Here is a 24,970-nt window from a genome sequence, read left to right on the forward strand (position 1 = left end):
CTGAGATATAGAAGAATGCAATGAATTGAGAAAACAATTAAATAATATTTTAATGATTATTTTGCATACAATTAATTAATTTCAGTCAGTTTAGGGATAAGCTTATTATATGTGCACTAAAATATATAATCCATTAAATGACCTTTTTCAGGATCAGAAATTTACTAATTTAAAAATTTACTAAAATTAAGCTAAATTAATATAAGAATATCAAAAATTTAAAAAAAATATTCTGTATTTAAACATTTTATTACACGTATTATGGAGTGACATTATATGAAAAAAGCACCTATCGCTTTAGTAGCGATAATAGTAATATTTGCATTTGTTGGGGGTTATTTCACAGGTATTATGAACTCCGCAGGGAATTTAACACTTAACATAACCAACAAAAGCACTGATACCAGTAGTAATTACGATACCCCGACTACTTACTCAACTAACACAGCAAAAACCACCACTAAAAGTACAGCAACTACAACATCATCTGCTGATACATCTAGCTCCTCTGCTGATACATCTTCATCTGGTAACACACAAAGTGAACCTTCTGTTAATGGAACTAGTTAATTGATGAATTAGTAATAGATTAAAACAAGGTTTTTATTGAGACAGGTTAAGTATAGGGTCATTAATTCGACCCTAAAACACTATTTTTTAATTTAGGTTTTTTAAAGATTTAATATAGAAATTAAAAAAATATAAAACTTAAATTTTATGTATTAAGAAAATCATTAGCATGTAATTAAAAGGGCTTATTTTGAAAAGTTAACTTTATCTTCCAGGGATGCCATTACTTCATCTGTGGCGCTTTTAACAACTCTGGCGGCTGTTTTAAAATCTTCAAGTTCATTATCACTCATTTTTCCACTGATAATTCGTTCCACGCCATTTATACCTAATTTTACAGGTACTCCCAGACATACATCGCTTACATCATCAATTTCACCGTCGAGGTAAGTGGTGAGGGTCAGTATTCTTTTTTCATCGTTTATAATGGTCTTAACAATGTTGGAAATAGCGAAAGCAGGTCCGTATTCAGTGGCACCCTTCTTGTTAATGACGTAGCTGCCTGCATTTTTAACTTTATCCACAATTGCATCCACATCAAAGGACTGGTACTGGGGGAAGTACTTCACCAGTATTCCACCAATGGAAGTGGAGCTTAAAAGCAGTACCATATGGTCGCCGTGTTCGCCGATGATCCGTGTGTGTATTTCACTAACATGGATGTTGAAATGTTTGGCAATGAGGTTCTTTAACCGCAGTGAGTCCAAGTGGTTTCCCAATCCTATAACTCTGTTTCGTGGAAATCCTGAAGCTTTGTATGCCACGTAGGTCATAACATCCACCGGGTTGGTGATGACCAGAATTATGGATTCCGGGGCGTGTTTGGCAACTAACTGAGAATATTCTGCTATAATTTTAGCGTTGGGGATAGCAACATCCATACGGGTCATTTCGGGAGTTCTTGGCATGCCCGAAGTAATTACCACAATTTTAGAATCTGCGATATCCTCAAAATTGGCAGTGGGGGTTATGAGTACCCGAATATCCTTGGCAGCCATGGCATCATTCATATCCAGAGCTTCACCCTGGACCTGGCCCAGACTTTTTTCACGGGATAACAGTACCACTTCACTAACTGCACTTTCTTCAGCCAGGCAAAATGCAGCTGCTTTACCCACTCTGCCTGATGCACCAATTACACTAACCTTCATTTTTCACCCTGTCCTTCATAAGTATAGTTAATCTCTTTTAATTATTGTGAACTTAACCTTAATAAATAATATTAAAATAAAAAAAATTAGTCTTTATCCAGGAAACCTTGAGCAACCCGGCGAACATATCCACTTTTATCTGTAAGTGCTTCTTTAAGTGCTTGTTCTGCTTTTTCTCCGCCAATGTTTCCAAGGGCCATTACTGCACCTGCTCTTACAAATCCACTGTCATCGTTCATGGCATTAATTAATGGATCTATTGATTCGGTGGATTTTAGATTGCTCAAAGCCCATGCAGCCCCTCCTCTAACTCTCCAATCTTCATCCTGTAACGTATTGATCAGAGGATCCACTGCAGATTGGCCCATATTACTGAGTGCTCCTGAAGCCGCTCTGCGAACCCACTTATTATCATCCTTCATAGTTTCAATAAGTGGTTCAATAGATCTTGAATCACCAATCAGGCCCAGTACCTTGGCTGATCCCTTACGGACATTTTTATCCTCATTATCCAATGCATCAATGAGCTGGTCCACTGCTGGTTCGCCAATTTCTTCCAGCATTTCAGTAGTCTGGACTTGCACAAGTTCATCATCGTCTTTTAAAGTTTCAATCAGTCTTTTGACGTTTTTTTCAACTTCCATAATAATTATCTCCCTTTAAAAATTAATTTGATGGATTTTTAATACCAAGCAGATCGACATAAACTCAACTTTTGTAAGAAAAATATATTATCTCTTTTCTGGGCCATATATTTTACCATATTTAGTGTGTCACAAATTATTTTGCATTACACATGTAACCGCAAATTACCATGGAAATCTAGAAAAAATCAGGACACATCTAAAAAAATCAGGATACATCTAGAAAAAAATATTTCTTAGTTTAATTTTATAATGTTACTAACATTAATCTCTTAGTATCCTACAAGTTAAAGCGTTTCATTCAACGTATCATCGAGTCAAAGCTTCTTTCATCTATCCTATTAAATCATCCTATTAAATCTACTAATTTAACCTAATTTGTCTACTGGTATCATCTACTCCGTATCAGGTTTAATTATGATCATGATATAAAATAATATTGTTAATTCAATCATAATCTGTTCCGGAAACTATTTGATTGTGGAATGAGACTTTAAATTAGATTGATTAAATAATTTGAGATTTGATTAAAACCGGCTAATTACGGGTTATTTTTTGATTTAAAATGTTTTTATTACTTAACAAAAAAAATCTCGAAATTAACTAATACTTGGAATTAACTAAAAATATGGATGATAAGATGTACACAATAACAGTAATACCTGGAGATGGTATAGGTCCAGAGGTTATGGGAGCTACTCTGGATATTCTCAAAGCTTCTGATTTGGAATTTGATTTTCAGGAAGCCCGGGCCGGTTATGCCTGTTTTGAGGATACCGGGACCAATCTACCGGATGAGACAGTAGAAATGGCGAAAAATAGTGATGCAACTCTTTTCGGAGCAGTTACCTCTGTCCCGGAACAGAAAACTGTGGGTTCTATACTGGCACTCAGAAAAAAATTGGGTTTATATGCCAATTTAAGACCAGTTAAATCATATCCTGGGGTAAAAGCAGTTTACGATGATCTGGATATTTTAATAATTCGGGAAAACAGTGAAGGTTTATACTCTGAAATTGAGGAGTACACCGAAGAGGGGGCAACTGCTTTAAGAGTCATCACCCGGAAGGCATCAGAACGCATATCACACGTAGCATTTACAGAAGCTCTTAAAAGAGGTAAAAAACGTGTAACTGCAGTTCATAAGGCCAATGTACTTAGGAAAACTGATGGTGTATTCAGAGATTCTTTCTGGAAAGTTGCCAGTGAATACAACCAGATGGATGATTACCGTGATATTGAGACTGATGAATTTTACGTGGATGCAGCAGCCATGTTTCTGGTCACTGATCCCTATCGGTTCCAGGTACTGGTAACCACCAACCTTTTCGGTGACATATTATCTGATGAGGGTGCTGGACTGGTAGGTGGTCTGGGAATGGCTCCATCCGCTAATATTGGGGATAATAATGGATTGTTTGAGCCAGTTCATGGTTCTGCCCCTGATATTGCGGGGAAAGGGGTGGCTAACCCTGCAGCCATGATTTTATCGGCTTGTTTAATGCTTAATTTTCTGGGAGAGCATCAGGAGGCATTTAAGTTGGAAGAAGCTTTGATAAATGTTCTGGAACAGGGAAAATATCTTACACCTGACCTGGGAGGAACATCCACTACCGAAGAGATGGCCAGAGCAGTCCGTGAAATTTTCGAAAAATAGTAAAGTAACTATCATGAGTTACGGAAGGAATATTTAAGTCCATGAAGGACGGCGAAAAGAGGGCATAGTAACTTTTATATGTCCCTCTAATCATAATTTCACAATAAGAAAGGGTTAATAAGAACAGGCTTAGGACTGTTTTGACACTGGTTTTTATTAAAAACTGGTTTATAATTATTGATTCGAACCGCCCTTTTTCAGCATTTAAATGCTGTTTTAGACGTTCATGACTTTTTTAGAGGTGTATAAAATATGAAAACCACCATTAGTGTGATAAAAGCAGACGTTGGTAGTATAGCAGGACACGGATTAGCTCACCCCGCAATATTAAAAAAATGTGAAGAGATCTTAGCAAAAGCCAAGGAAGAAGAGCTTCTTATTGATTATTATGTCACCAATTGTGGTGACGACACCGAACTTATAATGACCCACAAACAGGGTGAAGAAAACGAAGAAATCCATGAAATGGCATGGAATGCCTTTTTAGAAGGAACTGCAATTGCTCGTGAACTGAAACTTTACGGTGCAGGTCAAGACCTTTTATCTGACACATTCTCCGGAAACATCAAAGGTATGGGTCCTGGAGTTGCAGAGATGGAATTTAAAGAAAGGCCCAGTGACCCTGTGGTTGTTTTCTGCTGTGACAAGACTGAACCCGGAGCATTTAACCTGCCCATTTATAAAATGTTCGCAGACCCATTCAGCACTGCAGGTCTTGTAATTGACCCATCCATGCACAACGGATTTGAATTTGAAGTTTACGATGTCATGGAACATAAAAAAGTTAAACTGTCCTGTCCTGATGAAATGTACGATTTACTGGCCCTCCTGGGTACCATTAGCAGATACGTCATAAAACGTGTTCGCAGAAGGGACGACAAAGAAATCGCTGCTTCCATCAGTACCGAACGGTTAAATCTCATGGCCGGGCAATACGTTGGAAAAGACGACCCAGTAGCCATAGTAAGATCACAGTCCGGATTCCCAGCAGCAGGAGAAATTGTGGAACCATTCGCATTCCCACACCTGGTGGGCGGATGGATGAGAGGCTCACACAATGGACCACTCATGCCTGTAGGACAGAAAAACGCATATCCCGTACGATTCGATGGACCTCCAAGGGTAATAGCCTTAGGTTTCCAGATCGCTGATGGTAAATTAGTGGGACCCGCCGACATGTTCGATGACCCTGCCTTTGATCGTTCCCGAGCACTGGCCTCAGAAGTTGCCGAGTACATGAGAAGACACGGCCCATTCGAACCACACAGGTTACCTGCTGATGAAATGGAATACACCACCCTACCCGGGGTCATGGAAAAACTCAGTGGAAGATTTGAAGATATTTAATTAATCTCTCGCCAGATTAAGTCAGAGATTAAATTTTGGAGCTTCATCTAGTATGAAGTCCAAAAAACCTTATTTTTTAAAATAAAAACCTTATTTTTTTTAGACTGAACCGATATTTCTCAGACTAAAACCTATTCTTAGATCCAAAACCTTATTTTTTAAATAGGTTATACTCTCAGTAACATTTAGACAGATCATCATACGTTAGAGCCTAAATTTTGTTGATTGTTATGAAAATTTTAATTGTTGAAGATGATGAAAGAACTATTTTGGATTTAAAATCTATTTTAACAGAATTAGGGCATAATATAGTTAAAATAGCTTCCAGTGGAGAAGAAGCAATTCAAGATGCCGGAGATTTAAATCCAGATCTGATTATAATCAACATAAAATTAAAAGGTCAAATGAGTGGTGTGGAGGCTGCCCATAAGATAGAAGATCTTTATAAAATCCCCATCATCTTTCTCACGGTCTTCATCAAAAACTGTTTAAATAAGTCATTGCAACTACCAGATGATGCTGTTGTTTTAAGTAAGCCCATAAAACGTGATCATTTAGAGTACTGTATCTGGAGAGTGTTTAATAAATAAAATTATTTTTAAACCGTTTCCCGGTATTCTTATTTTAATTCCTATTTTAATCTCCTATATTTTATTCTAATTCTTAGTTTAATTCCTATATTCTTATACTAATTCCTTAGTACCGTTACTCTTATTTGTTAACGTTTACACGCTCTTGAAATGTAAGCTGGTATATCCAGCACACTATCCACTTTATCCATGATTATACCATCACTGGTGGCCACCACTGCCCCCAGTTTGTGGGATAGGCTAACCAGTTTCGAATCCACATTTTTTGAGGTTTGAGCGTCACCTGGAACTTCACAGGAGTCTAAAATTTTTTTGGTGGTTCTGGCCAGTTCCCCACTCAAACTCACTGGGCTGTCATAGAAAAAAAGCACCCTTTTAGGTTTAAAAAGTTTCAGTAAAGATATGATTGTTTTCAGAGCTATTTCAGTGGTTTCATTTCTTTTGTATTTCCCAAAAACTGCTTTAACATCCCGGGTAACCCCATCATCACAGTTTACAATTAAATCATCTACACCCTGAAACATGGTTTCAGTGGTAATGAGAACATTGTAACCATCCACCAGAACATCTTTACCCTTTACATTCGACAGGAGGATTAATTTATCTTTACGGGTTTTAATTTTTTCCCGGGAGAAAACAGTGCGATTCAGGTAGTTTCTTTGAGTCTGTCCAAGAAGATAATGATTCCCCACGTATTCCAAAGCCCCAGTTCTGGGAAAACCACGTTCCAACAGGTACTGGAAGTCTTTTTTAGCTTCTTTTAAAATAGGATCATTGAAATTCATTACATTTTCCCAGCTAATTCAGCTAATTTTCCCCTTTAATGTTATTTATACATTTTTTTTGGTTTTCATAATATAAAGAATAGTTTTTTAATTTAGAATCAACTCAAAGAAATTTAGAACCAAGTTAAGAACAAATATAATTAGTAAAATGTGGATCTATTATATGGTATTTATTAATTTAATCAGGGTATTTATTAAAAATACTAATTATGGTTATTATACCCATATCAACCTTTTCTCTTGGCAGCGATGATGGGCACCCGGTCTGAGGCATCTTCCGCCCGATCTACAATATTCCCTAAGCGTATAACCATTGCTTTAAGTTCTATTAATCTTAAAATGCCAAATTCCTCATCACGATAAGATTGGTAAAGTTTTTTAATTATACGCCTCTCAATTACATCTACTTTGATTTCCCTTTCTTCAACTTCATGGGCTTTCTTGAGGGCTTCCCCCAGATCCACGTCCAGGAGTTCAATACAATCTTTTAAAACAGCAATGGAATCAATAACCTCTTCCACCAGTTCATCAAAATCATCTTTATAATTGGGTGGGAATGTAATTCTACTGAGACTTATTCCGTAAGCGGCTTCCTGTGTCATATCCGCCACGTTATCCACCAGTTCTGCCAGGATTATTCTGTCTTCCCGATCAAAGGGGAGAAAAGCTCCTTTAAAAAATTCAATCTCCATGATCCTGCGAACTTCATCGGCCTTGGTTTCCAGGATTGACATTTCAATCACTTTAGCATCCAGGATATCAAATTCACCCCTGTAAAATGGGGGCATTATTTCTCTGAGTTTCTGAACGCACTGGTAGACTAGTTCTACATGCTGACGGGAATGTCCCTCTACCATGGACTCCTTACCGAAGAACTTCCTCATTTTAGCACCTTCATTTTTTTGGTGATCAGGAAATTATTCATCCTAAGAATCATTCATCCTTTATAATGTTGTGTAAAAGACGTACTGCATCTAAAAGTCCGTGGGCATAGGTTATGCAGCCGAAAGAGGTGAGATGATCATTCTGTTCCAGGTAGTATCTGGTGTCATCCCTGTAATTTTTGGCCATTTCCACAATTTTTTCCTCTTCACCATTGATTTTTATAGATTCTATTTCTTTTATATTTTTTGCAAAAAGGTCCAAATCTTTTTTGATTCTGTCTATTGCATCCATATTATCACTAATGTACTTATTAGGGTTATAATTAGTTAAATCGGGTTATACGGGAGTTAGGAGTTTAATAGTTTTTAAAGATCTTTAAGTTCCTTCCAGGAGTGATAAATACGTTGTATTACAGTTATATATCCCAAAATAACTACCAGTAAAATGGCCAGTGACATGACCAGCTGGGGGTTGGTGAAGTATCCGATAAATGCACCGCCTAGAATTATGAACAGGCGTTCTGCTCGTTCTGCTATTCCCACATCACATTTAATTCCTTCCACCTCTGCACGAGCCCGAACATAACTCACACTCAATGAGGCGAGTAGTGCAAGAATACCCCAGAACCAGTTCACAAATCCGCCATAGATGATTCCAATGATTATGAAGGCATCTGCGAAGCGGTCCGAGGTGGAATCCAGGAAACCGCCAAATTTGCTCTTGGTGTTATTGTTCCGAGCCACAGCCCCGTCAATCACGTCAAAAAAGCCACTTAGGAGGATGAGGAGTCCACCTAAAAGCAAGTTTTGCTGGGAAAATGCATAGGCAGCACAAAGACTAACCAGCAATCCCATGATTGTGAGCACATTGGGGTGTAACCCAATTCTCCTGGCTATGGGGTCTATGAATCTTTGAAATTGAGGCCGAACTTGGTTAAGCATACTTCAAGTATGTGGTTTATAAGAATATATACTTTGGAGTTTAAGGTAAGAAAAGATGAAAGTCATTAAAGTTGATCCAGATAACCCTGAAAAAGAGAAAATGGCAATGGTCCGTGATACTTTGAGTGGGGGAGGAACTGTGGTTTACCCCACTGATACTGTCTATGGATTGGGGGCTAACCTATTCCATGAAGATGCACTTCAAAATGTTTACCTTATGAAGAGAAGGCCTTTGAACAAACCAATTTCTCTATGTGTTTCAAAAGTAGAAGATATTCAACAGGTAGCCCACCTGAATCCACAGTTAGATGGAATAATTAAGAAAATCTTGCCTGGACCTTACACGCTCATCTTAAACAAGAAGGAGATAGTTCCATTGCTGATCACGGGTGGAACAGATAAAATAGGAGTTAGAATTCCTGATAACTCTATTTGCAGGGAAATTTCAAGGGAATTCCCCATAACCACCACCAGTGCCAACATATCTGGCCATCCTTCCCCGGTATCTGCCCAGGAGGCACGCAAAGATCTGGATGATCATCCAGACATCCTAATTGATTCAGGGCCATGCAGTGGTGGAATTTCCTCAACAGTTGTAGATCTGACGGTCAGCCCCCCACGCATCCTGAGGGAAGGGGCTGGAATGGAAAAACTACTCCAGTTCATGGAATAGAATGAATTACTATTTTACAAAAGTAGTGATTTGAGTCTATATTGAACTAAATTGTGAATAATTTTAATTGGAGAAATTAGTATATGGGTTTATAGTGTAATATGTTGTGAATAGTTTTTAAATTGGAGAAATTAGTGATACGAGTTTTAATTGGAAAAAGCAGTGAAATAAATTTTAAATTGAAATAACTATGCACTCTTAATACTGATCTGTAAACCTGGTTCTACTGTATAATGGATGTAATTATATGGATCGAGCTCCAATAATAATCAGGAAGGTATTTCTCATTAAGGAATGTATTTCCAATATAATATGAAATGATTCAATTTAAATAAAGTAACAGGCGTTTTAATGTCAGAAATTCTATCCAACATGAAAGAAAAGGGTAAAATACCCACATCATCTCCTATTGACTCCCTCATTGGGGGTGGGGTTGAAAAAGGATGTATCACACAATTTTACGGTCCTCCAGGATCTGGAAAGACCAACATTACCCTCAACCTCCTGGTGCAAAATGCTAAAAATGGTAAAAGTGGAATTTTTGTGGATACCGAGGGTGGTCTGTCTATAGAAAGAGTTAAACAATTAGCTGGTTCCGATTTCAATGAACTTGCATCTAACATAATTGTTTTTGAGCCTTCAACCTTCACAGAACAGGATTCAACACTACGCAGGATAGAGAAGATGGTGGAGTCGGGGGATAAGGTGGATCTGGTTATATTGGATTCTGCAGTGGCCCTTTACCGGGTTCGTGATGGTGATTCATCCCAGATCAACCTGGAACTAGGAAGACAGATGGGTCTTTTAACCCGGCTGGCCCGTAAGCACGATATTGCAGTGGTTATAACCAACCAGGTATACGCCAGTTTTGAGGGTGAGGGGATGGTGGAACCAGTGGGGGGTACTATTTTAAAGTACAGAAGCAAGATCATGGTGGAACTGGAGAGAGGAGATGTTAGTGGGGAAAGATATGCCATCCTGAAAAGGCATCGTAGCCGACCGGAAGGGCTGCGCACCCGGTTCCGTATCGTGGATAGTGGTCTCAGATAAGGTATAGATAGTTTTAAATTAAGTGATGATAAATGATGATATAACGATAACTGATGATATCTTAATAGATGAAATATAATATATCTTAACAGATATTATTGAAAAATATGCATTTATATTCACATAGAATTTAGAATATTCACCATAACTGAAGCTTCCCTAAAAATTGTTAAATCATAGAAGTTTTCCTATTTTATGGTCCCATAAGTTTTTGACGGTGTCATTTTTATGGTAATTCTAAATATCTAATTTTAATTTAAAAAAATTGAAGATGGATTGTGTAGTGAGAGATATGATTTCACCCAAAAAGTACGCTAAAGCCGCAAAAGTACTGCCAAAAGGATTTAAATCAGCTAATGAGTTTTTTAACTATGTTTACAATGATCCAGATATGATCTGGATGGGTCAAAACACCAATCATCTCCATGACCAGGACGGAATCAGCGAGGCCATGGTAGCCAGTATACAGGGCAATGATTACTGCAAGTACCCCCCACCAGAAGGTTTTCCACGTCTCAAGGAACTGGTAATGAAAGACCTGGGACTGGGCAGTGAATATGACATTCTGATAACTGCTGGGGCAACAGAATCACTTTATATGTGTGCCAATGACATCCTGGAACCGGAAAACAACACCATAACCTGTGACCCTGGATATCTCATCATTGATAACTTCGCCAGTCGTTTCGGGGATCATGTTAAATCCGTACCAATCTACAGCCAGGAGTGCGGTTACAAACTAACTCCCGAGCTAGTCCGGGAGAACCTGGACAAGAATACCAAACTGGTCTCCCTGGTTGATCCTCTGAATCCACTGGGATCATCCTACACTCGACAGGAACGCAAGGAGTTCAAGGAAATTGCCGAGGATCATGACATATACCTCTTACATGATATCACCTACCGTGATTTTGCACATGATCACCAGCTCATGGCAGAGGTCTGCCCGGAGCACACCGTGACAGTGTACAGTTTCTCCAAGATCTACGGAATGGCTGGTATGAGAATCGGTGCTGTAATTGGAGTACCAGAGATAATCAACTCCATACGCACCATTGTTGTTAATGACCTTGGAACCAACCTGGTAGCCCAGAACGGAGCAATGGCAGCCATAGAATCCAAACCACAATGGATTGATCGGGTTAAAGGAACCACCCGCCAGAACCAGGACATAATCAAACAGGCAGTGGACCAGGTTGACGGAGCTTTCATCGCAGTCTACCCATCAGATGGAAACATGATGGCCATTGACATGGTCGATACTGGAGTTACACCCCGAGAAATGGCAGACTACCTCATAGAACGTAAGATATTCGCCAGGGAAGGATCCTACACCAGTAAGAAATTCGGTCACCGATACCTGAGAGTGAGCTTCTCCATACCCACAAACCAGGTGGAGTACTTTGCCAAGTGCTTCCTTGAAGGTATGGACGCGTTGAAGGGTTCTAAAAAGGTGTGAATTTTTTTAAGCCGAATTCATTTTTTTAATCCTTAACTCTTTTTTTATTCATATTTTTCATTTAAATTCATGATATCCTCACAAATTTTTAAATGGTTAAAATCATAAAGTCAAAATCATAAATCATTGCAAACACATATGAAATTAAGTTTACTTATGTGATTGGGGTGTCAAAAGGTTGAAAAAAAGTATCCTTTTTATTATTGTGATTGTGGTTATTTGTGCCCTTGCTGCAGCTTCATTATTTGCCATGCAACCTGCTCCTGCCAAAAACACCACTAACATTATCAATAACACCAATAATTCCAGTATTGCACTCAATAATTCTACTGCAAAAATCACCACAGTTTCCCGGGACAATAACCAGAATGGAAACAACAATCCACCCCCCTCCAGTGTATCTGCAGATGAGGCGAAGGATTTGGCTAAAAAATATGTGGGGCCTGATGTTATTCTGGGAAAACCAGTAATGACCACCTATAAAGGGGTTCATGCCTGGCAGGTGCCAGTGTACACCATGAATCATAAATTCATAAATAACATCTACATAGATGAGCGAACCGGTCAAAAAGTAAATTAAACCTTTTTTAAAACTTCATCCTTTTTTTAAAAAATTTATTCATCATTTTTAAATTTTATCCATATTTTTAAACTTTGCTATGATTATTTTTTTAAAATTAGGGATTTTTTTAAAGTTTAATTGAATTTAAAGAACTTTTTCTGATAAAAAGTTCATTTATCTGATAAAAAAGTTATTTCCGGATAAATAGTGGTAAGGATAGTGATATAATTCAGGGTAAATAAACACGGTTAAAATAAAAAAAATTAGGGGGTGAAAAAGGTAGTAATGGAATTTAACTTTTAAGGTAGTAATATTCTCCTTTTTCTTTTTGTTCCCGGTCAAGGTAACTGTCCTTTTTGTTTACCCTTGGGCGTCTGGTTTCTTTATCCCTGCGGAAGGTGATTCCCACCTCAGATAGGAACCGGTTCATGGCAGAACGTAAGTCCATGGGACTGGTGGAGTGACCTTCCACTCCAGGTTCACCAGTGAAAACCATGGCCCGACTGGATATGTAATCAATAAACACGATATCATGGTCTACAATTATGGCTGCAGCGTTACGGCTTTCGGTGACACGTCTGATTGCCCTGGCTGCCCTTAATCTTTGTTCCACATCCAGAAATGCAGTGGGCTCGTCAAAGAGGTATATGTCTGCATCCTGGGATAAGGATATGGCCACAGATAAGCGCTGCAGTTCACCACCACTCAATTCATCCATCTTCTTCTCCAAAAGTTCTTCCAGGAGGAAAGGCTTCATTATCTCGGTTTTGAAGATGTTGGTACCGTAGTTAGGTGCAGTGGTATACAAAAACTCCTGCACTGTTCCACTGTAATCTGATACCAGGTACTGGGGTTTGTAGCTGATTTTAACCTTTTTCTGGATTTTACCGGTATCCGGTTTTTCCACCCCAGCCAGCATCTTGGCAAAGGTGGTTTTACCAATACCATTGGGTCCGAAGGCAGTTATGATCTCATCGTGCTGCACCTGACCTTCATCCACCCCTAACTTGAACCCATCGTAGGACTTCTCCAGGGCACTGTATTCGGCCAGAACCTCAGCATCTACTGCAGCAGATGGAGGCCGTACCTGGAATTCAATGGCCTGCTTCCGGAATCGAACATTTTCCTCCCTCAAGTATCCACCAATGTAGGTATTTATGCCCACCCTCACACCACGCATCTGGGAAACAACACCGTAACCACCAGGTTGCCCGTATAAAATATGAACGTAGTCTGATATTGCGTCCAGGGCGGCCAGGTCGTGTTCAATGACCAGAATTGATTTTCCCTCATCAGCAAGTTCACGGATAACCTGAACTGCATTTAAACGCTGCCTTACATCCAGCCAGCTGGTTGGTTCATCGAAATAATAGAAGTCAGCATCTCTGAGCACTGCTGCGGCAATTGCCACCCTTTGCAGCTCTCCTCCACTCAGGTTTGCTATTTCACGGCCCATGATAGAGTCCAGTTCCAGGGCATGGGTTACCGAGTCCAGTTTGTTTCGCTGGTCCACACTGTTTAGCAATCCCTCCACCTTTCCCTTCACGAATTTGGGTAAAAGATCTACCATCTGTGGCTTGTGCACTGCCTTTAGATTACCTTCAGAAATGTTCTGGAAGTACTTTTGCAGCTGATTGCCTTTGAAGTAGCTGATTATATCATCCCATGATATTTCATCCTCGTAATTTCCTAAATTGGGTTTTAATTCCCCGGAAAGAATGCGGATGATGGTTGATTTACCAATACCATTGGGTCCTAAAAGTCCCACCACAGAACCTTCCCTTATGGTTGGCAGGCCAAACAATTCAAACTGGTTCTGACCGTAACGATGAATGGGGTCTTCCAGTGCCTCAGGGAGGTTGATAATACTTATTGCGTGGAATGGGCAGCGGTTGGTGCATATCCCGCACCCTGAACATAGTTCCTCTGACATTATTGGTTTTTTAGTTTTCGGGTCGATGGTAATTGTGTCTTCTTCCATGCGCACCCCAGGACAGTATTCAATGCACATGTAATTGCATTTTTTGGGCTGGCAGCGGTCATGGTCTAATATGGATATTCTAGTCAAAATTATCAAAACCTTAAATAGCTTTTAATGGAAATCTAAAAATGTTTAAGACGTATTTTTAAAATATTTCTGATATATTAAATTGAATTTATTATATTCTATTAGTTTTGCATCATATTTTAATTAATGGATTTTATGATAAATATTTTTTTTAAAATATCAATCCCTAAAAGTTCTAGTTTCAAATTTAAAAAAATTTATTGTATTTTCAATCTCTAAACAAATCAATCTATAAAATAAAAGCTTGGGAACTAATGTAGATAATAAATGGAAATTTTAGTAAAAAAAGGGAGAATATAAGTAGAAAATTGGTTCATAGAAGTTTGTTCATAAGAAGAAATTTGGTTTTAGATTTTTAAATGGAATTACTTCCTATGCTTTACCTTCTTTTATCTTCCCATCAAGTACTGTGACTATTCTATCTGCCTGCTCACCAACATCCTGCTCATGGGTAACCATCACCAAGGTTACATTCTCTTTCTGGTGGATATCCTTTAACAGATCCAGGATCATCTGGGTGGTCCTGGAATCCAGGGCTCCAGTGGGTTCATCAGCTAGTATTATCGTGGGATGGTTAACCAGTGCCCTGGCAATGGCCACTCTCTGTCTTTCTCCACCAGATAGCTTGGTGGGCTTTTGTTTGACTTTCTCTGACAGGTCACTGAAATTCATTAGTTCTAATAGTTCCATAGCCCTACTTTCCATGTCTTTGGTGGAAATTTTCTTCCGTAGCATGGGTATTTCCACATTCTCCAGTACACTCAGGTTGGGTATCAGGTTATGTAACTGGAAAACAAAACCTATTTTTTCGGATCTAAACTGGTCCAGATTCTTGGTTTTCATAAGATCAATGCCTGCCACACTGATACTGCCCTCATCTGCTGTATCAAATGCTCCGATCATGTTGAGTAATGTTGATTTACCCGAACCAGAGGGACCCATTATGGATACGAATTCTCCTTCCTGAATTTCAAGGTTAACACCGTCCAGAGCTTTGGTTTTCCCTTTATCATAACTTTTTTTCAGTCCATGGATTTCGATTATGTTCCCGTTGTTATTCATAGCGCAACGCCTCCGTTGGGGGTAATCGTGACGCTCTGTAGGCGGGATATACCCCACCCAGTATGCCTACAATTAGGGCTATGGCAAATGCTCTTAAAACTATATTCCAGGTAAATACTGGTTTGAGGAAAGACCCGCTTGTTGAGAAGAAAGCTAGTAATCCTTCTGAACCTACCACACCAAGTATGATCCCCACTACTGCAGCTACCAGGGTTAATATGATGGATTCTCCCAGTATCATTATTAGGATATCCTTACCACTCCATCCCACTGCTTTTAGGACACCAATTTCACGTGTTCTTTCATATACTGACATTATCATCACGTTTATAATGCCTATTCCACCAATAATGATTGCTAAAACTGATATGGCTGCTGAAGCGGTTTTAATACTTCCAGTAGTTTTACTCATTAGTTCATTGGTTTGTGATTGGGTGGTTGTGGATAACTGATTAGGATATGCATTGGTTATGGCAGTAGCTACAGTGGAAACATTGGCGTTTTCATTTACTTTAACATCAACTAGGGTAATTTTACCATTGGTATTGGTTAAGCCCTGTAGTGTGGACATAGAGGTGAATGCCATGCTATCGGTGACAATGTTACCACTTTGGTAAATACCTACAACTGTAAATTCTTTACCGAAAAGGCTTATAGTACTTCCAACACTCTTGTTAAGGACTGGTGCAATTTCTTTTCCCAGTATGACCTGATTTGATCCTTCAGTGTACATGGAACCGTTGGTGATGCTTACCCCTTCCAGGTTGGTCTGGTTACTGTTCATACCACTTACCAGAAGACCGCTTACAGTTCCTGCAGCAGGTGTGATACCCCTGATTTCTCCTGCGGTTGCGTTAACTCCACTGATACTTTGAAGATCATTAACATAACTTTCACTAAGTGTTCCACCAGTTGCAGAAAGGGCATTTGAACCTTCTGCAGTTACCATAATTTCAGCGGCCCCTGAATTTTGGGTACTTTGACTGGAAGCTGTAAGACCATCGGTGATCATACCCAAAGCCACTATGGTTGCTATTCCAATTGAAATCCCTAAAATTGCAAGGGCTGCCCTGGTTCTATTCCTAAATGGGTTTTTTACTATCAATGAGAAATAAGACAATTAAATCCCCCTATCATTGCTATATTTATTTAGTAATCACTAATTTATCTAACAAATGCCCATTTATATTTTTATATTTTTTTCATCAAAACAGTAACATGATTAAATAGTCACATGGTTGGGTATTTTATAATCTATTGGGATTCTTTTAATCCTTGAATCTAAAAAATATTGGTTTTTTAAATTAAAATGAAAGTTAACATTAGTATTTGTTGTAAATCAATTAAAAATAATATTAGATAAACTTTGTTTATTACTACCAAAATATTGGTAAAATAAGGTGGAGAATAATTTCAGATAAAAATTAATAGAGTGGATATATTCAATAAAAAAAACTTACTTAAAACGTTGATTAGAACTTGAAAAGAATACAAAAGAAAAAAGAAATAGATTAGGCTGCTTTAACAGCCATCTCTATATCTGATGCTTTAACGGTTTTTCGTCCTGCGTGTTTAGCTAATTTAACAGCTTCTACAGCAATCCCTTCACCCATCTCTTCCAATACTTTGGCTAATGCGTCTCTTGCATCATCACTTACTCTTGGGGCACCAGCATTTTTAATGATCCTTCCTACTGGAGCAATTGGCAATTCAGCCATGTTAATCACCTCAATCATCTTTAGAGTCTCCATAATATTTAAATTTGTCGATCTTGTGCTTAGGAAAAACCCTTACCACCAAAGGTGTTCAACTTGAAAACTATAATTAACTATGGGTAAGTTCAACATTCAGTTACCATTGTGTATAGTCATGAGTTCCCTATACTAAAAATTAGCATCCAACTGAGTGTTGTGCAACCACTTCATTTATAAGTACTTTGCTGTTCATAGTAGTAAATAGAGTATGGATAAATATAGGAAGAAATAACCTTTAAAATGTTATAAACAGGAATATGGATGATTAAAATGAAAGTAAACATTATAAACCCTGCATTTAATGATGGGGAACCAATCCCTCCCAGATACAGTTGTGAAGATGTAGATATCTCCCCTCCTATTAACTGGGATCAGCCAGATTTATCAGTACCTACAGATGGGAGTATTGCTATTATTTGTGATGATCCTGATGCACCTGGAGGTACCTGGGTGCACTGGGTTATTTTCAATATACCTCCTGAAACCCGTACCCTCCCTGAAATGGTAATGCCAAGGGAAGAACAGGAAAACGGGACACTTCAGGGTGTTAATAGTTGGGGGACCATCGGCTACCGTGGTCCCTGCCCACCCAGCGGAACACACCGTTACTACTTTAAAATCTATGTACTGGATAAGAAACTGGATCTACCTTCCGGAATCACCAAGGACGAACTGTTAAACGCTATGAAAGGGCACGTACTTGATGAAGGGCAGGTTATGGGTACTTACACCCGTAAATAGTAGTGGGTAAATAGGTTTTGGGTATTTGCATTCGTAGATAGTAGTGGGTAAATAGGTTTTGGGTATTTGCATTCGTAGATAGTAGTGGGTGTGAATAGGTTTTGGGGTATTTGCGCTCGTTAGATGAGTGATTTGTAGCAAGTTTTGGCTATTTAAACTATAAGGAATATCAATAAATCCGTATTGGAGAAATCACATTGAATTTGGAAAAAAAGGATTTGATATCTTTAATTTCTAAAATTAGAAAAGATATAGGTCACAAAGATGTTGAAGTGGATATATCCAACATCATTTTTAATGAAGAGTCTGGAACACTTCTAATAATAACCCCGGATCGTCCTGAAAAGTCAGTGGTAATTGGTAAAGGGGGATGGGTAGTGGGAAGACTCCGTGAAGAATTAGGAGTTAATTCCATCCACGTGGAGGCTTATTCGGACTTCATAGTGCCCCAATACAGGATGGGACTTGCACTGGCCCGGCTGGAAGAAATCACGGCAAAATATCCTCATCCTTACAATAAACCCCTTTTGAACTTGATTAATCTTTTAAGGGCACGTATTGAAAATCCATACGATGTTGAATCACTTTTAACGAATTATCCACTTTTCAATAATCAGGAAAATTTTCAGGAAGAACGTACTCAAACTGGATTTAGAACAGTGGTGGCATTATCAGGGGGTGTTGATAGCAGTTCATCCCTTATCATTGCCCAAATGTTAGGATTTAATCCCCTGGCAGTTACTGTAAATCCCGGTGATATAATACTTCCCCGTTACTTCCGTGAAAGTGTTGAGAATCTTACCCAGAAGCTGGGAGTTGAGCACCAGTATCTGGAGGTGGATATGAGTGAGGTTGTTACAGGATCACTCCAAGGACAGTTCCATCCCTGTGGAAGGTGTTCAAAAGTAATAGAAGAAGCTATTTCTGATTTTACCAGGAATAACCATGTTCCTTTTTTAATCTATGGAGATCTTCTCTCCACAGGGGCACAGTCCCTTCAGATGGAAATAAACCGTTCTGGGGATAATAATGATGGTTCTGGAAGAGAGAACAATCTGGGTAAGGGAAACTTTTTAAGAATCAACCTTCCAGCACTTTTATCATTCAAAAAAGGGGATGTTAAAAAAATAGCTGGTAGATGGGGTGTTAAAAAACGAGGAGGCTATGGATGTCCCTTAATAATGGAAGTTCACAAAAAACATCCACATATGCATCGTTTTTCCATCCAGAGAGTTCTAAGGGAAACTAGGGCTGGAATACTGGAGCCTGGAGAAGCCCTGAATCAGATAAAGGGCTAATCATTTTATTTAACTTTATTTAATGAGTTCCAGTATACCGTATATGATCAGGAACAATCCTGCCAGGTATCCCACCAGCTGGGGGTAAATAAGCATCAAAACCCCTAATATAATTGCAATTATGGCGATTATTTCACGAGTAGTGTCTTCTTTCATACCTTATTTTTTGTAGGAGAATGTATATAAATATTGTGAAAAGAGTTAAATTATAATAAAAGGAGGTTAATCATGAAAATATCGGCAAAATTCTGCCCAAATTGCGGATCACCCAATATAAAATGGCTTAATCCTCAGATGTGGTCTATTTGGAAATGCTGGGATTGTGGGTATCAGGGAGCAGTGGTTATAGAAGATGAAAAACTGGCAGAAGAGATCCAGAAGAAATTTTTAGAAAAGATTGATAATGAAAAGGTAAATCTCAAGAAGGATAAAACAGAGTCCAGTTTGGAGGAATGATCAATTGGTCAAAGCAAATGTCTGCCCCCAGTGCGGGTCCCGAAAGTATAAACTACACATCCCTGAAACTTCCCTGTGGAAGTGTGAAAAATGTGGATATCAAAGTACTATAGTTATTGAAGATGGAAATCTTGAAAAAAAGGTTAAAGAAGCAAAAAAGATGGATAAACTTCAGAAAAAACTTTTAAGAGGACGATAAATTCTAATTAATAAAAAACTAATTAATTAAAAATTTAAATTTAATAAATTCTTATGGGCAAATACTTTTTTGTGGAGAATCATTAATTGGGAGTTATCTTCTTATTTATTAGTGGGAGTTAATCTAGCAAAACATCAGAAGGTTGAGTTATTCTCAAAAAAAAGGTTGTTGGGAGTTGAGTAATTTCTTGCAAGGAGTTGTTTATTCTCGTAACATTTATGAAGTGTTATTCTCACGAACAAAGTCCCTCAAGTTACCAATGACTTCCTGTACCATGGATGGTGCAGGGCCACCAATTACTTTTCTGCTGTGAACGATCTCCTGTGGATCTAATGCTTTTGTTACAACTGAATTATCTATTCCCAGTGTTTCACCGGTCAATTCCTTGGAGATCTCATCCAGGAAATGGGTGTCAATTTCCTCGGCCTTCATACCTTTATTCAGGGCAACAGTCACTGCCCTTCCCACTATCTGGTGGGCGGTTCTAAATGGTAATCCTGCGTCCCTTACCATGAGGTCTGCCAGTTCAGTGGCTGCTGAGAAATTGGCTCTTGCCAGTTCCTCACCTCTGTCGCCTTTAAACTCTGCTGATGCGAGCATGCCCATGGTGATTCTCAGGGCTGAGTTTAGGGTGTCGGTTGCCTTCCACAGGTGTGGTGTGACTTCCTGCAGGTCCCGGTTATAACTCTGTGGCAGGGATTTGATTATGGTAAGAACGGTAACCAGTTCACCATTAAGGACAGCTGTTTTTCCACGAACTATCTCGGCCACATCTGGATTTTTTTTCTGGGGCATTATGGATGATGTTGATGAGAATTCATCCGTAAGCTCCACCATCCGAAACTCGTAGGTGCTCCAGATAATGAGCTCCTCACAGATCTTGGATAAAGTGGTCCCCAGCATGGTCAGTGCAAAAACAGTTTCAGCTATAAAGTCCCGGCTGCTCACCCCATCTATGGAGTTTTCCATAGGACCCTGAAAGCCTAGAAGTTCCGCAGTTCGGTCCCGGTTAATGGGAAAACTGGTTGTGGTGAGTGCTGCTGAACCCAGGGGGCACAGATCCATCCGCTGGTAAGCATCATGGAGTCTCCCGTAATCCCTTTTCAGGGCCTGGGCATAAGAAAGAAGATGATGGGCAAAGGTAGTTGGCTGGGCATGCTGCAGATGGGTGTAACCTACCATCAGGGTGTCCAGGTTTTCCTCAGCCATCTCTAAGATAACTTCAATAAAAGTGAGTAATTCGTTTTGTATGTTTTGAATCTCTTGTTTTAACGCAATTTTAAGATCAGTTGCCACCTGGTCGTTACGCGACTTGGCAGTGTGCATGAAACCCGCATCCGGACCCATCACCTTGGTGACGTAGTTTTCCACTGCCATGTGTATGTCTTCCACTGCAGTGTCCAGATCCAGAGCTTCAATCCCTTCTTTTTCCAGTGTGTCCAGTGCACCGAGGATCTGCTCTCCTATGTCAGTGGGTATAATTTCCTGTTCCATGAGCATGGTGGTGTGAGCCCGGTTGCAGAGAATATCTGCCTGGAATATGCGGCGGTCGAATTCAAGGGAAGATGTGAAATCAGCCACTTCACGGCTCATCTGCCCCTTAAGTCGTCCCGAACGAAGATTCAAAATAATACACCTGTACTTAGTAAATTATGGTAGAATAATTCTTCCAATTAGGAGAATTATTATTTTTTACCTTCTTTATTTTTCCACTGGGTGTAACCGCATTTTCCACAGGCGTAACGGTCTCCGTGATCTGCCATGAAAACTCCATGGGAGCAACGCACGCACTCAGGGTTTTTGCGGATGATTTTATTATCTTTCACTTCATATAGTTCAAATTTCTTCATGATCCATCCTCCTGACTTACTTCATATAAAAACGAAACTTACTTCATATAAAAATATATTCAGTTAAGTTGATTTTATTCTTCTTCAGCTTCTTCTTCTTTTGCAGCTTCGGTGTTCTTTTCTAGAACGTGCTGTTTTTCGATTTGAGCCAGTTTTTCTTCAGAGTCGTAGAGCTTAGCGTAACCGTCTGCACGACCTTCACCGAAGCTTGGTTTCACTTTATCTACCACTAACAGATTTTTGTCCACATTTAACTGTGCAACGAGTCTGTTTTTTACGTCCAGTACTTTTGGAGTGGATTCTCCCTGGTAAATGCAGTCAAAGTGTATTTCTGTTCGGTTTAAAAGGGGATTTTCAACCTGTTCTTTTATGTCTATTTCCATAATTATCTCTCCTCTAATTTACTTTTTAATTGTTTAACTTTATCTATAACTTTATCAACTTCACAAACCACCAGACCCTCACCTGGCTGCCCATAAAGGACAAGGGACCCTGATGGTGCCATCAAGATGCAGGGAATAGCAGCTAAATCTTCTTCACCCTCAACCAGTATCAAAACCCGAAAACCAGTTTTCAATAGCTGGAAAGCCTCTTTGATGGTTTCCTGTAATTGGTCGGTTATAACTCCAGGAGGGTTTTTAACATTTAAAGTAACGTTGTCATAGACCACGTCATAGGCAGCGGGTTTTCTTTCCACCACATTATCTATAATTCCAAGATGGGGAATCAACCCTGCTTTTTGCAGATTCTGGGTGGTTATATCACCCACTGAAATCAACAGGTTATCAGGGTATCGGGAGTTTATAAAATCCTCTGCATCATTCAGGGAATTATAAAGCACTCCTATGGGCTTTTTAAATTCAGATCGTAGTTTTGAGTTAAGTATTAACACTATCTAACCCTCAGGGCGTATTCTCCAGGTAGGGTGATCTGTAGTTCCTGGGCAATGGGTGACTCATCTGGATCCACGATGATCAAAAATCCACTCCAGTTTTTGGATGTGGCCAGATTACAGATAGCACATCGGTCCTCTTCAAGGAGGCGATGACAACGGGTACATGCTTTGGTAACCATTTATTTCTTCTCCTTTTTAGATTTACCTTTCTTAGTCCTTTTTTCTTTTTCAGCTTCGATCCATTCCACTCGTCCCAGGTTGGGTTGTCTCATGGTGAGGCCGATCTTGGTTTCCTTGGAGGATTTACCCTTCAGACTGAGGGCCACGATTCTAGCACGTACCTTATTACCTTCTTCAAGGCTTTTTTTCGATTCTTTACCTATTAAAGCCCCTCTTTTCCCATCGTAGTTTATGTAGTCATCTGTAACTTGAGATACGTGCACCAGACCGTCCATTGGGCCAATGCGTATAAAAGCACCAAATTCAGTTACTTCAATAACTTCTCCTTCCACGATTTCGTGTAATTCAGGTTTGAAGAACAGTGCATTAAATACTACCTCATGGTAGGCAGCTCCGTCACCCATTATGACTTTGCCCACACCAATTTCTTCTATATCTTTGACAGTGACCATTAATCCCATTTTCTTGTCGATCTTGCCCACGTAACTTTCGTTTATAATCTCGATGGCCACTTCATTGAGTGGTTCTTCAAAGCGACTGGGTGGGATTCTCACTGTGTCCTCTATTTTGGATATTAAATACAAACAAATCCCTCAGTTTATAATTTTTCTATTTATTTTAAGTAACTGCAAATTAATCAAACCCTTAATAAGGTTTCTTAAGACTTTTTCCTACTATTTAAAGGGCAAGACTCAAGATGGGCGGATTTAATGAATTTTAGTTAATGAATTATGCATTTAACTAAATTTCCTGGTACAATTTCATGGAGTGTTCCACAGCTTCTTTAGCTTTCTGGGCGTTTTCCCATCCTAAGATTTCGGTTTCTTTCCCTTCCAGTGTTTTGTATTCTGCGAAGAAGTGAGCAACTTCATTCAGGAAGGACTGGGGCACGTCACCTATGTCGTTAACGTCTTTGTAACGGGGGTCGTTCACTGGAACTGCCAGGATTTTGTCATCCTTGTCCTCACCATCGATCATACGCATCATTCCAATGGGCCTTGATTCAATTACGCATCCTGGGAATGTGGCCTGGTCCATGATCACCATAATATCCATGGGGTCCCCGTCATCGTAAAGGGTCTGGGGTATGATTCCATACTCTGCAGGGTAATGGAATGGGGAGTAAAGTACCCTGTCTAAGGCGAATGCTTCCATGTCTTTATCATATTCATATTTGTTCCGTGATCCCTTTGGTATTTCAATAACTGCATATACCACTTCAGGAATTGATGGCCCACTTTTTATATCCTTCCAGAGATTCATGTTAAATTTCCTCCAAAAAATCAACCTGCACTGATAATGCGGGTAGAATTTAATTTAGATATTCATTTACATTTTTTTTTGAATGATGATTAAATAAATTTTAATATAATTTTAATCCAATTTTTAATTAATTTTGAACTTAAATCTTATTTTAAAGTTTAATTCAATCTTAAAGCATTAATCTAATCTTAAAGATGAATTTTTAATTTAGATGGGTTTATAAATTTCAATGTGGTTTTTTTAAATATCAAGATGCCCATCCACGGCCAGGTATCGTCTTTGGCGCAAATAAACCACACTGATCCCCCTTTCCCTTGCCCTGTTTCTCAGTTCTCGATCATTGGTGCACAACACACGGGATATACGAAGTAAAGCATCGTCCACCATTTCTCCCTTTAAAAGTTCCACTTCTTTAAGTTTAAATGGGGGGGACTTTGCTATTTTAAGAGCAATTGAGGCTGCTATTTTGTGTTTGCCTTTGCTTCGTTTTTTTATTTTTTCCAGTTCAAACATCACTGGTGAAGGGATGAGTAGCTGGTAAGATGGTAGGGTGCGTTCCAGTTCTTCTGTTAAATCCAGTGGGAACTGGACCGCCATCATAAAAAATTTGCGTCTAGGACAGCCTCTTTAACGTATGATTCCATAACCAATCAACCTCCACCGTGCACCTACTCTTCGGGAGAGAGCTACTCTCTGGCCGGATTCAGCGCAGACTGGTAGTTTGAGTTTTACTTCCACCTCATTTTTACGGGCACTGGTTACCACGCCAATGGTGGTGGTGGTTCCAATGTTAATCATCAATGGTTCCGATGATCGGATGGGGTCTACCTTCTTCTCTTCCTTGGTACCCACTACCCTGTCCAGTAGATGGGTTTTCATGGTGAACTGGT

32 protein-coding genes (1 of these 32 running past the window's edge) are annotated in these 24,970 nt (G+C 39.2%); 12 read left to right on the forward strand and 20 right to left on the reverse strand.

Features of this window, described 5'->3' with window-relative positions; translation table 11 throughout:
* Positions 1-276: 276 nt before the first annotated feature.
* Positions 277-570 carry a hypothetical protein gene (locus A994_RS08470; protein ID WP_048204174.1) on the forward strand — a complete coding sequence of 98 codons (294 nt, stop codon included), beginning with the start codon at positions 277-279 and terminating at the stop codon, positions 568-570.
* Positions 571-755: 185 nt separating this feature from the next.
* Here the strand turns inward: A994_RS08470 and A994_RS08475 are convergent, their stop codons facing one another.
* Both A994_RS08475 and A994_RS08480 read right to left on the reverse strand, forming a co-directional pair.
* Complete coding sequence (locus tag A994_RS08475) at positions 756-1,721, reverse strand: malate dehydrogenase (RefSeq protein ID WP_004031047.1); 966 nt, start codon at positions 1,719-1,721, stop codon at positions 756-758.
* An 86-nt stretch (positions 1,722-1,807) separates the two neighbouring features.
* Positions 1,808-2,365, reverse strand: a complete 558-nt coding sequence (locus A994_RS08480) for a HEAT repeat domain-containing protein (protein WP_004031048.1) — start codon at positions 2,363-2,365, stop codon at positions 1,808-1,810.
* A gap of 640 nt (positions 2,366-3,005) precedes the next feature.
* Between A994_RS08480 and A994_RS08485 the strand changes: the two genes are divergently transcribed.
* The 3 genes from A994_RS08485 to A994_RS08495 all read left to right on the forward strand — a co-directional run bounded on the left by A994_RS08485 (position 3,006) and on the right by A994_RS08495 (position 5,959).
* Positions 3,006-4,022 carry an isocitrate/isopropylmalate dehydrogenase family protein gene (locus A994_RS08485; RefSeq protein WP_004031049.1) on the forward strand — a complete coding sequence of 339 codons (1,017 nt, stop codon included), beginning with the start codon at positions 3,006-3,008 and terminating at the stop codon, positions 4,020-4,022.
* Between the two features lie 252 nt (positions 4,023-4,274).
* Positions 4,275-5,369, forward strand: coding sequence for a fructose-1,6-bisphosphate aldolase/phosphatase (fbp, locus tag A994_RS08490; RefSeq protein ID WP_004031050.1), 1,095 nt, complete (start codon positions 4,275-4,277; stop codon positions 5,367-5,369).
* A 230-nt stretch (positions 5,370-5,599) separates the two neighbouring features.
* On the forward strand, positions 5,600-5,959 hold the full coding sequence (locus A994_RS08495) for a response regulator (RefSeq protein ID WP_004031051.1): 360 nt from the start codon (positions 5,600-5,602) through the stop codon (positions 5,957-5,959).
* A 128-nt stretch (positions 5,960-6,087) separates the two neighbouring features.
* On the opposite strand, the gene A994_RS08500 is transcribed toward A994_RS08495, so the two are convergent.
* From A994_RS08500 to pgsA, 4 genes are all read right to left on the reverse strand, one after another.
* The gene (locus tag A994_RS08500) at positions 6,088-6,744 is read right to left on the reverse strand and encodes a DUF434 domain-containing protein (protein ID WP_004031052.1); all 657 of its coding nucleotides are present in this window, start codon (positions 6,742-6,744) and stop codon (positions 6,088-6,090) included.
* 227 nt (positions 6,745-6,971) lie between these two features.
* Positions 6,972-7,628, reverse strand: coding sequence for a TIGR00153 family protein (locus tag A994_RS08505; protein ID WP_004031053.1), 657 nt, complete (start codon positions 7,626-7,628; stop codon positions 6,972-6,974).
* 49 nt (positions 7,629-7,677) lie between these two features.
* A complete protein-coding gene (locus tag A994_RS08510; protein ID WP_004031054.1) occupies positions 7,678-7,920 on the reverse strand; it encodes a DUF357 domain-containing protein in 243 nt (80 codons plus the stop codon).
* Positions 7,921-7,994: 74 nt separating this feature from the next.
* On the reverse strand, positions 7,995-8,570 hold the full coding sequence (gene pgsA, locus A994_RS08515) for an archaetidylinositol phosphate synthase (protein ID WP_048204175.1): 576 nt from the start codon (positions 8,568-8,570) through the stop codon (positions 7,995-7,997).
* Between the two features lie 55 nt (positions 8,571-8,625).
* Between pgsA and A994_RS08520 the strand changes: the two genes are divergently transcribed.
* From A994_RS08520 to A994_RS08535, 4 genes are all read left to right on the forward strand, one after another.
* A complete protein-coding gene (locus tag A994_RS08520) occupies positions 8,626-9,243 on the forward strand; it encodes an L-threonylcarbamoyladenylate synthase (protein WP_004031056.1) in 618 nt (205 codons plus the stop codon).
* Positions 9,244-9,594: 351 nt separating this feature from the next.
* Entirely contained in the window at positions 9,595-10,293 is a 699-nt protein-coding gene (gene radB / locus A994_RS08525) for a DNA repair and recombination protein RadB (RefSeq protein ID WP_004031057.1), read from the forward strand.
* 292 nt (positions 10,294-10,585) lie between these two features.
* Entirely contained in the window at positions 10,586-11,752 is a 1,167-nt protein-coding gene (locus A994_RS08530; protein WP_004031058.1) for a pyridoxal phosphate-dependent aminotransferase, read from the forward strand.
* A 178-nt stretch (positions 11,753-11,930) separates the two neighbouring features.
* Complete coding sequence (locus tag A994_RS08535; RefSeq protein ID WP_004031059.1) at positions 11,931-12,332, forward strand: hypothetical protein; 402 nt, start codon at positions 11,931-11,933, stop codon at positions 12,330-12,332.
* A gap of 274 nt (positions 12,333-12,606) precedes the next feature.
* Here the strand turns inward: A994_RS08535 and A994_RS08540 are convergent, their stop codons facing one another.
* The 4 genes from A994_RS08540 to hfoA1 all read right to left on the reverse strand — a co-directional run bounded on the left by A994_RS08540 (position 12,607) and on the right by hfoA1 (position 17,162).
* Positions 12,607-14,382 carry a ribosome biogenesis/translation initiation ATPase RLI gene (locus A994_RS08540; RefSeq protein WP_004031060.1) on the reverse strand — a complete coding sequence of 592 codons (1,776 nt, stop codon included), beginning with the start codon at positions 14,380-14,382 and terminating at the stop codon, positions 12,607-12,609.
* 372 nt (positions 14,383-14,754) lie between these two features.
* Positions 14,755-15,444: an ABC transporter ATP-binding protein gene (locus A994_RS08545; protein WP_004031061.1), complete on the reverse strand. Its 690-nt coding sequence runs from the start codon at positions 15,442-15,444 to the stop codon at positions 14,755-14,757.
* Positions 15,437-16,564 (reverse strand): ABC transporter permease, encoded by a 1,128-nt coding sequence (locus A994_RS08550; protein WP_004031062.1) that lies wholly within the window; start codon positions 16,562-16,564, stop codon positions 15,437-15,439. The genes A994_RS08545 and A994_RS08550 overlap by 8 nt, the downstream gene beginning before the upstream one ends.
* 391 nt (positions 16,565-16,955) lie before the next feature.
* Entirely contained in the window at positions 16,956-17,162 is a 207-nt protein-coding gene (hfoA1, locus tag A994_RS08555; RefSeq protein ID WP_004031063.1) for a histone HfoA1, read from the reverse strand.
* Positions 17,163-17,468: 306 nt separating this feature from the next.
* On the opposite strand from hfoA1, the gene A994_RS08560 reads away from it, so the two are divergent.
* Together A994_RS08560 and A994_RS08565 are read left to right on the forward strand one after the other, a co-directional pair.
* Complete coding sequence (locus tag A994_RS08560) at positions 17,469-17,939, forward strand: YbhB/YbcL family Raf kinase inhibitor-like protein (protein ID WP_004031064.1); 471 nt, start codon at positions 17,469-17,471, stop codon at positions 17,937-17,939.
* 197 nt (positions 17,940-18,136) lie between these two features.
* A complete protein-coding gene (locus A994_RS08565; RefSeq protein WP_004031065.1) occupies positions 18,137-19,237 on the forward strand; it encodes an ATPase in 1,101 nt (366 codons plus the stop codon).
* A gap of 15 nt (positions 19,238-19,252) precedes the next feature.
* On the opposite strand, the gene A994_RS13295 is transcribed toward A994_RS08565, so the two are convergent.
* Positions 19,253-19,393, reverse strand: coding sequence for a DUF3096 domain-containing protein (locus tag A994_RS13295; RefSeq protein WP_008512920.1), 141 nt, complete (start codon positions 19,391-19,393; stop codon positions 19,253-19,255).
* Positions 19,394-19,465: 72 nt separating this feature from the next.
* Here A994_RS13295 and A994_RS08570 point away from each other — a divergent pair, with 72 nt between their 5' ends.
* On the forward strand, positions 19,466-19,693 hold the full coding sequence (locus A994_RS08570; protein WP_004031066.1) for a hypothetical protein: 228 nt from the start codon (positions 19,466-19,468) through the stop codon (positions 19,691-19,693).
* A 4-nt stretch (positions 19,694-19,697) separates the two neighbouring features.
* Positions 19,698-19,892: a ZPR1-type zinc finger protein gene (locus A994_RS08575; protein ID WP_004031067.1), complete on the forward strand. Its 195-nt coding sequence runs from the start codon at positions 19,698-19,700 to the stop codon at positions 19,890-19,892.
* A 216-nt stretch (positions 19,893-20,108) separates the two neighbouring features.
* Here the strand turns inward: A994_RS08575 and argH are convergent, their stop codons facing one another.
* The 9 genes from argH to A994_RS08620 form a co-directional block, all read right to left on the reverse strand.
* Positions 20,109-21,518 (reverse strand): argininosuccinate lyase, encoded by a 1,410-nt coding sequence (gene argH / locus A994_RS08580; RefSeq protein ID WP_004031068.1) that lies wholly within the window; start codon positions 21,516-21,518, stop codon positions 20,109-20,111.
* A 59-nt stretch (positions 21,519-21,577) separates the two neighbouring features.
* Positions 21,578-21,742, reverse strand: coding sequence for a 30S ribosomal protein S27ae (locus tag A994_RS08585; protein ID WP_004031069.1), 165 nt, complete (start codon positions 21,740-21,742; stop codon positions 21,578-21,580).
* 74 nt (positions 21,743-21,816) lie between these two features.
* The gene (locus A994_RS08590; RefSeq protein ID WP_004031070.1) at positions 21,817-22,125 is read right to left on the reverse strand and encodes a 30S ribosomal protein S24e; all 309 of its coding nucleotides are present in this window, start codon (positions 22,123-22,125) and stop codon (positions 21,817-21,819) included.
* 2 nt (positions 22,126-22,127) lie between these two features.
* The gene (locus A994_RS08595; RefSeq protein WP_004031071.1) at positions 22,128-22,634 is read right to left on the reverse strand and encodes a GTP-dependent dephospho-CoA kinase family protein; all 507 of its coding nucleotides are present in this window, start codon (positions 22,632-22,634) and stop codon (positions 22,128-22,130) included.
* Positions 22,634-22,816, reverse strand: a complete 183-nt coding sequence (spt4, locus tag A994_RS08600; protein ID WP_004031072.1) for a transcription elongation factor subunit Spt4 — start codon at positions 22,814-22,816, stop codon at positions 22,634-22,636. Before spt4 ends, A994_RS08595 begins: the two co-directional genes overlap by 1 nt.
* A complete protein-coding gene (locus A994_RS08605) occupies positions 22,817-23,392 on the reverse strand; it encodes a DNA-directed RNA polymerase (RefSeq protein WP_192812712.1) in 576 nt (191 codons plus the stop codon). It abuts the gene before it with no gap.
* A gap of 166 nt (positions 23,393-23,558) precedes the next feature.
* Positions 23,559-24,080 (reverse strand): inorganic diphosphatase, encoded by a 522-nt coding sequence (locus A994_RS08610; protein ID WP_004031074.1) that lies wholly within the window; start codon positions 24,078-24,080, stop codon positions 23,559-23,561.
* Positions 24,081-24,320: 240 nt separating this feature from the next.
* Complete coding sequence (locus A994_RS08615; protein WP_004031075.1) at positions 24,321-24,680, reverse strand: type II toxin-antitoxin system VapC family toxin; 360 nt, start codon at positions 24,678-24,680, stop codon at positions 24,321-24,323.
* A gap of 27 nt (positions 24,681-24,707) precedes the next feature.
* Positions 24,708-24,970, reverse strand: the 3' portion of a protein-coding gene (locus A994_RS08620; RefSeq protein WP_004031080.1) for a translation initiation factor IF-2 subunit gamma. Its footprint extends 964 nt past the window's final position; the window shows 263 of its 1,227 coding nt (coding positions 965-1,227); its start codon lies off the right edge, out of view; it ends in the stop codon at positions 24,708-24,710.

Source organism: Methanobacterium formicicum DSM 3637, assembly GCF_000302455.1.
Classification (GTDB): domain Archaea; phylum Methanobacteriota; class Methanobacteria; order Methanobacteriales; family Methanobacteriaceae; genus Methanobacterium; species Methanobacterium formicicum_A.

What these genes read in the sequence shown, in the direction of transcription:
- A994_RS08470 (WP_048204174.1), top strand. Translation starts at nt 277, where the DNA reads ATGAAAAAAGCACCTATCGCTTTAGTAGCGATAATAGTAATATTTGCA.
- A994_RS08475 (WP_004031047.1), bottom strand. Translation starts at nt 1,721, where the DNA reads ATGAAGGTTAGTGTAATTGGTGCATCAGGCAGAGTGGGTAAAGCAGCT.
- A994_RS08480 (WP_004031048.1), bottom strand. Translation starts at nt 2,365, where the DNA reads ATGGAAGTTGAAAAAAACGTCAAAAGACTGATTGAAACTTTAAAAGAC.
- A994_RS08485 (WP_004031049.1), top strand. Translation starts at nt 3,006, where the DNA reads ATGTACACAATAACAGTAATACCTGGAGATGGTATAGGTCCAGAGGTT.
- fbp (WP_004031050.1), top strand. Translation starts at nt 4,275, where the DNA reads ATGAAAACCACCATTAGTGTGATAAAAGCAGACGTTGGTAGTATAGCA.
- A994_RS08495 (WP_004031051.1), top strand. Translation starts at nt 5,600, where the DNA reads ATGAAAATTTTAATTGTTGAAGATGATGAAAGAACTATTTTGGATTTA.
- A994_RS08500 (WP_004031052.1), bottom strand. Translation starts at nt 6,744, where the DNA reads ATGAATTTCAATGATCCTATTTTAAAAGAAGCTAAAAAAGACTTCCAG.
- A994_RS08505 (WP_004031053.1), bottom strand. Translation starts at nt 7,628, where the DNA reads ATGAGGAAGTTCTTCGGTAAGGAGTCCATGGTAGAGGGACATTCCCGT.
- A994_RS08510 (WP_004031054.1), bottom strand. Translation starts at nt 7,920, where the DNA reads ATGGATGCAATAGACAGAATCAAAAAAGATTTGGACCTTTTTGCAAAA.
- pgsA (WP_048204175.1), bottom strand. Translation starts at nt 8,570, where the DNA reads ATGCTTAACCAAGTTCGGCCTCAATTTCAAAGATTCATAGACCCCATA.
- A994_RS08520 (WP_004031056.1), top strand. Translation starts at nt 8,626, where the DNA reads ATGAAAGTCATTAAAGTTGATCCAGATAACCCTGAAAAAGAGAAAATG.
- radB (WP_004031057.1), top strand. Translation starts at nt 9,595, where the DNA reads ATGTCAGAAATTCTATCCAACATGAAAGAAAAGGGTAAAATACCCACA.
- A994_RS08530 (WP_004031058.1), top strand. Translation starts at nt 10,586, where the DNA reads ATGATTTCACCCAAAAAGTACGCTAAAGCCGCAAAAGTACTGCCAAAA.
- A994_RS08545 (WP_004031061.1), bottom strand. Translation starts at nt 15,444, where the DNA reads ATGAATAACAACGGGAACATAATCGAAATCCATGGACTGAAAAAAAGT.
- hfoA1 (WP_004031063.1), bottom strand. Translation starts at nt 17,162, where the DNA reads ATGGCTGAATTGCCAATTGCTCCAGTAGGAAGGATCATTAAAAATGCT.
- A994_RS08560 (WP_004031064.1), top strand. Translation starts at nt 17,469, where the DNA reads ATGAAAGTAAACATTATAAACCCTGCATTTAATGATGGGGAACCAATC.
- A994_RS13295 (WP_008512920.1), bottom strand. Translation starts at nt 19,393, where the DNA reads ATGAAAGAAGACACTACTCGTGAAATAATCGCCATAATTGCAATTATA.
- A994_RS08570 (WP_004031066.1), top strand. Translation starts at nt 19,466, where the DNA reads ATGAAAATATCGGCAAAATTCTGCCCAAATTGCGGATCACCCAATATA.
- A994_RS08585 (WP_004031069.1), bottom strand. Translation starts at nt 21,742, where the DNA reads ATGAAGAAATTTGAACTATATGAAGTGAAAGATAATAAAATCATCCGC.
- A994_RS08590 (WP_004031070.1), bottom strand. Translation starts at nt 22,125, where the DNA reads ATGGAAATAGACATAAAAGAACAGGTTGAAAATCCCCTTTTAAACCGA.
- spt4 (WP_004031072.1), bottom strand. Translation starts at nt 22,816, where the DNA reads ATGGTTACCAAAGCATGTACCCGTTGTCATCGCCTCCTTGAAGAGGAC.
- A994_RS08610 (WP_004031074.1), bottom strand. Translation starts at nt 24,080, where the DNA reads ATGAATCTCTGGAAGGATATAAAAAGTGGGCCATCAATTCCTGAAGTG.
- A994_RS08615 (WP_004031075.1), bottom strand. Translation starts at nt 24,680, where the DNA reads ATGATGGCGGTCCAGTTCCCACTGGATTTAACAGAAGAACTGGAACGC.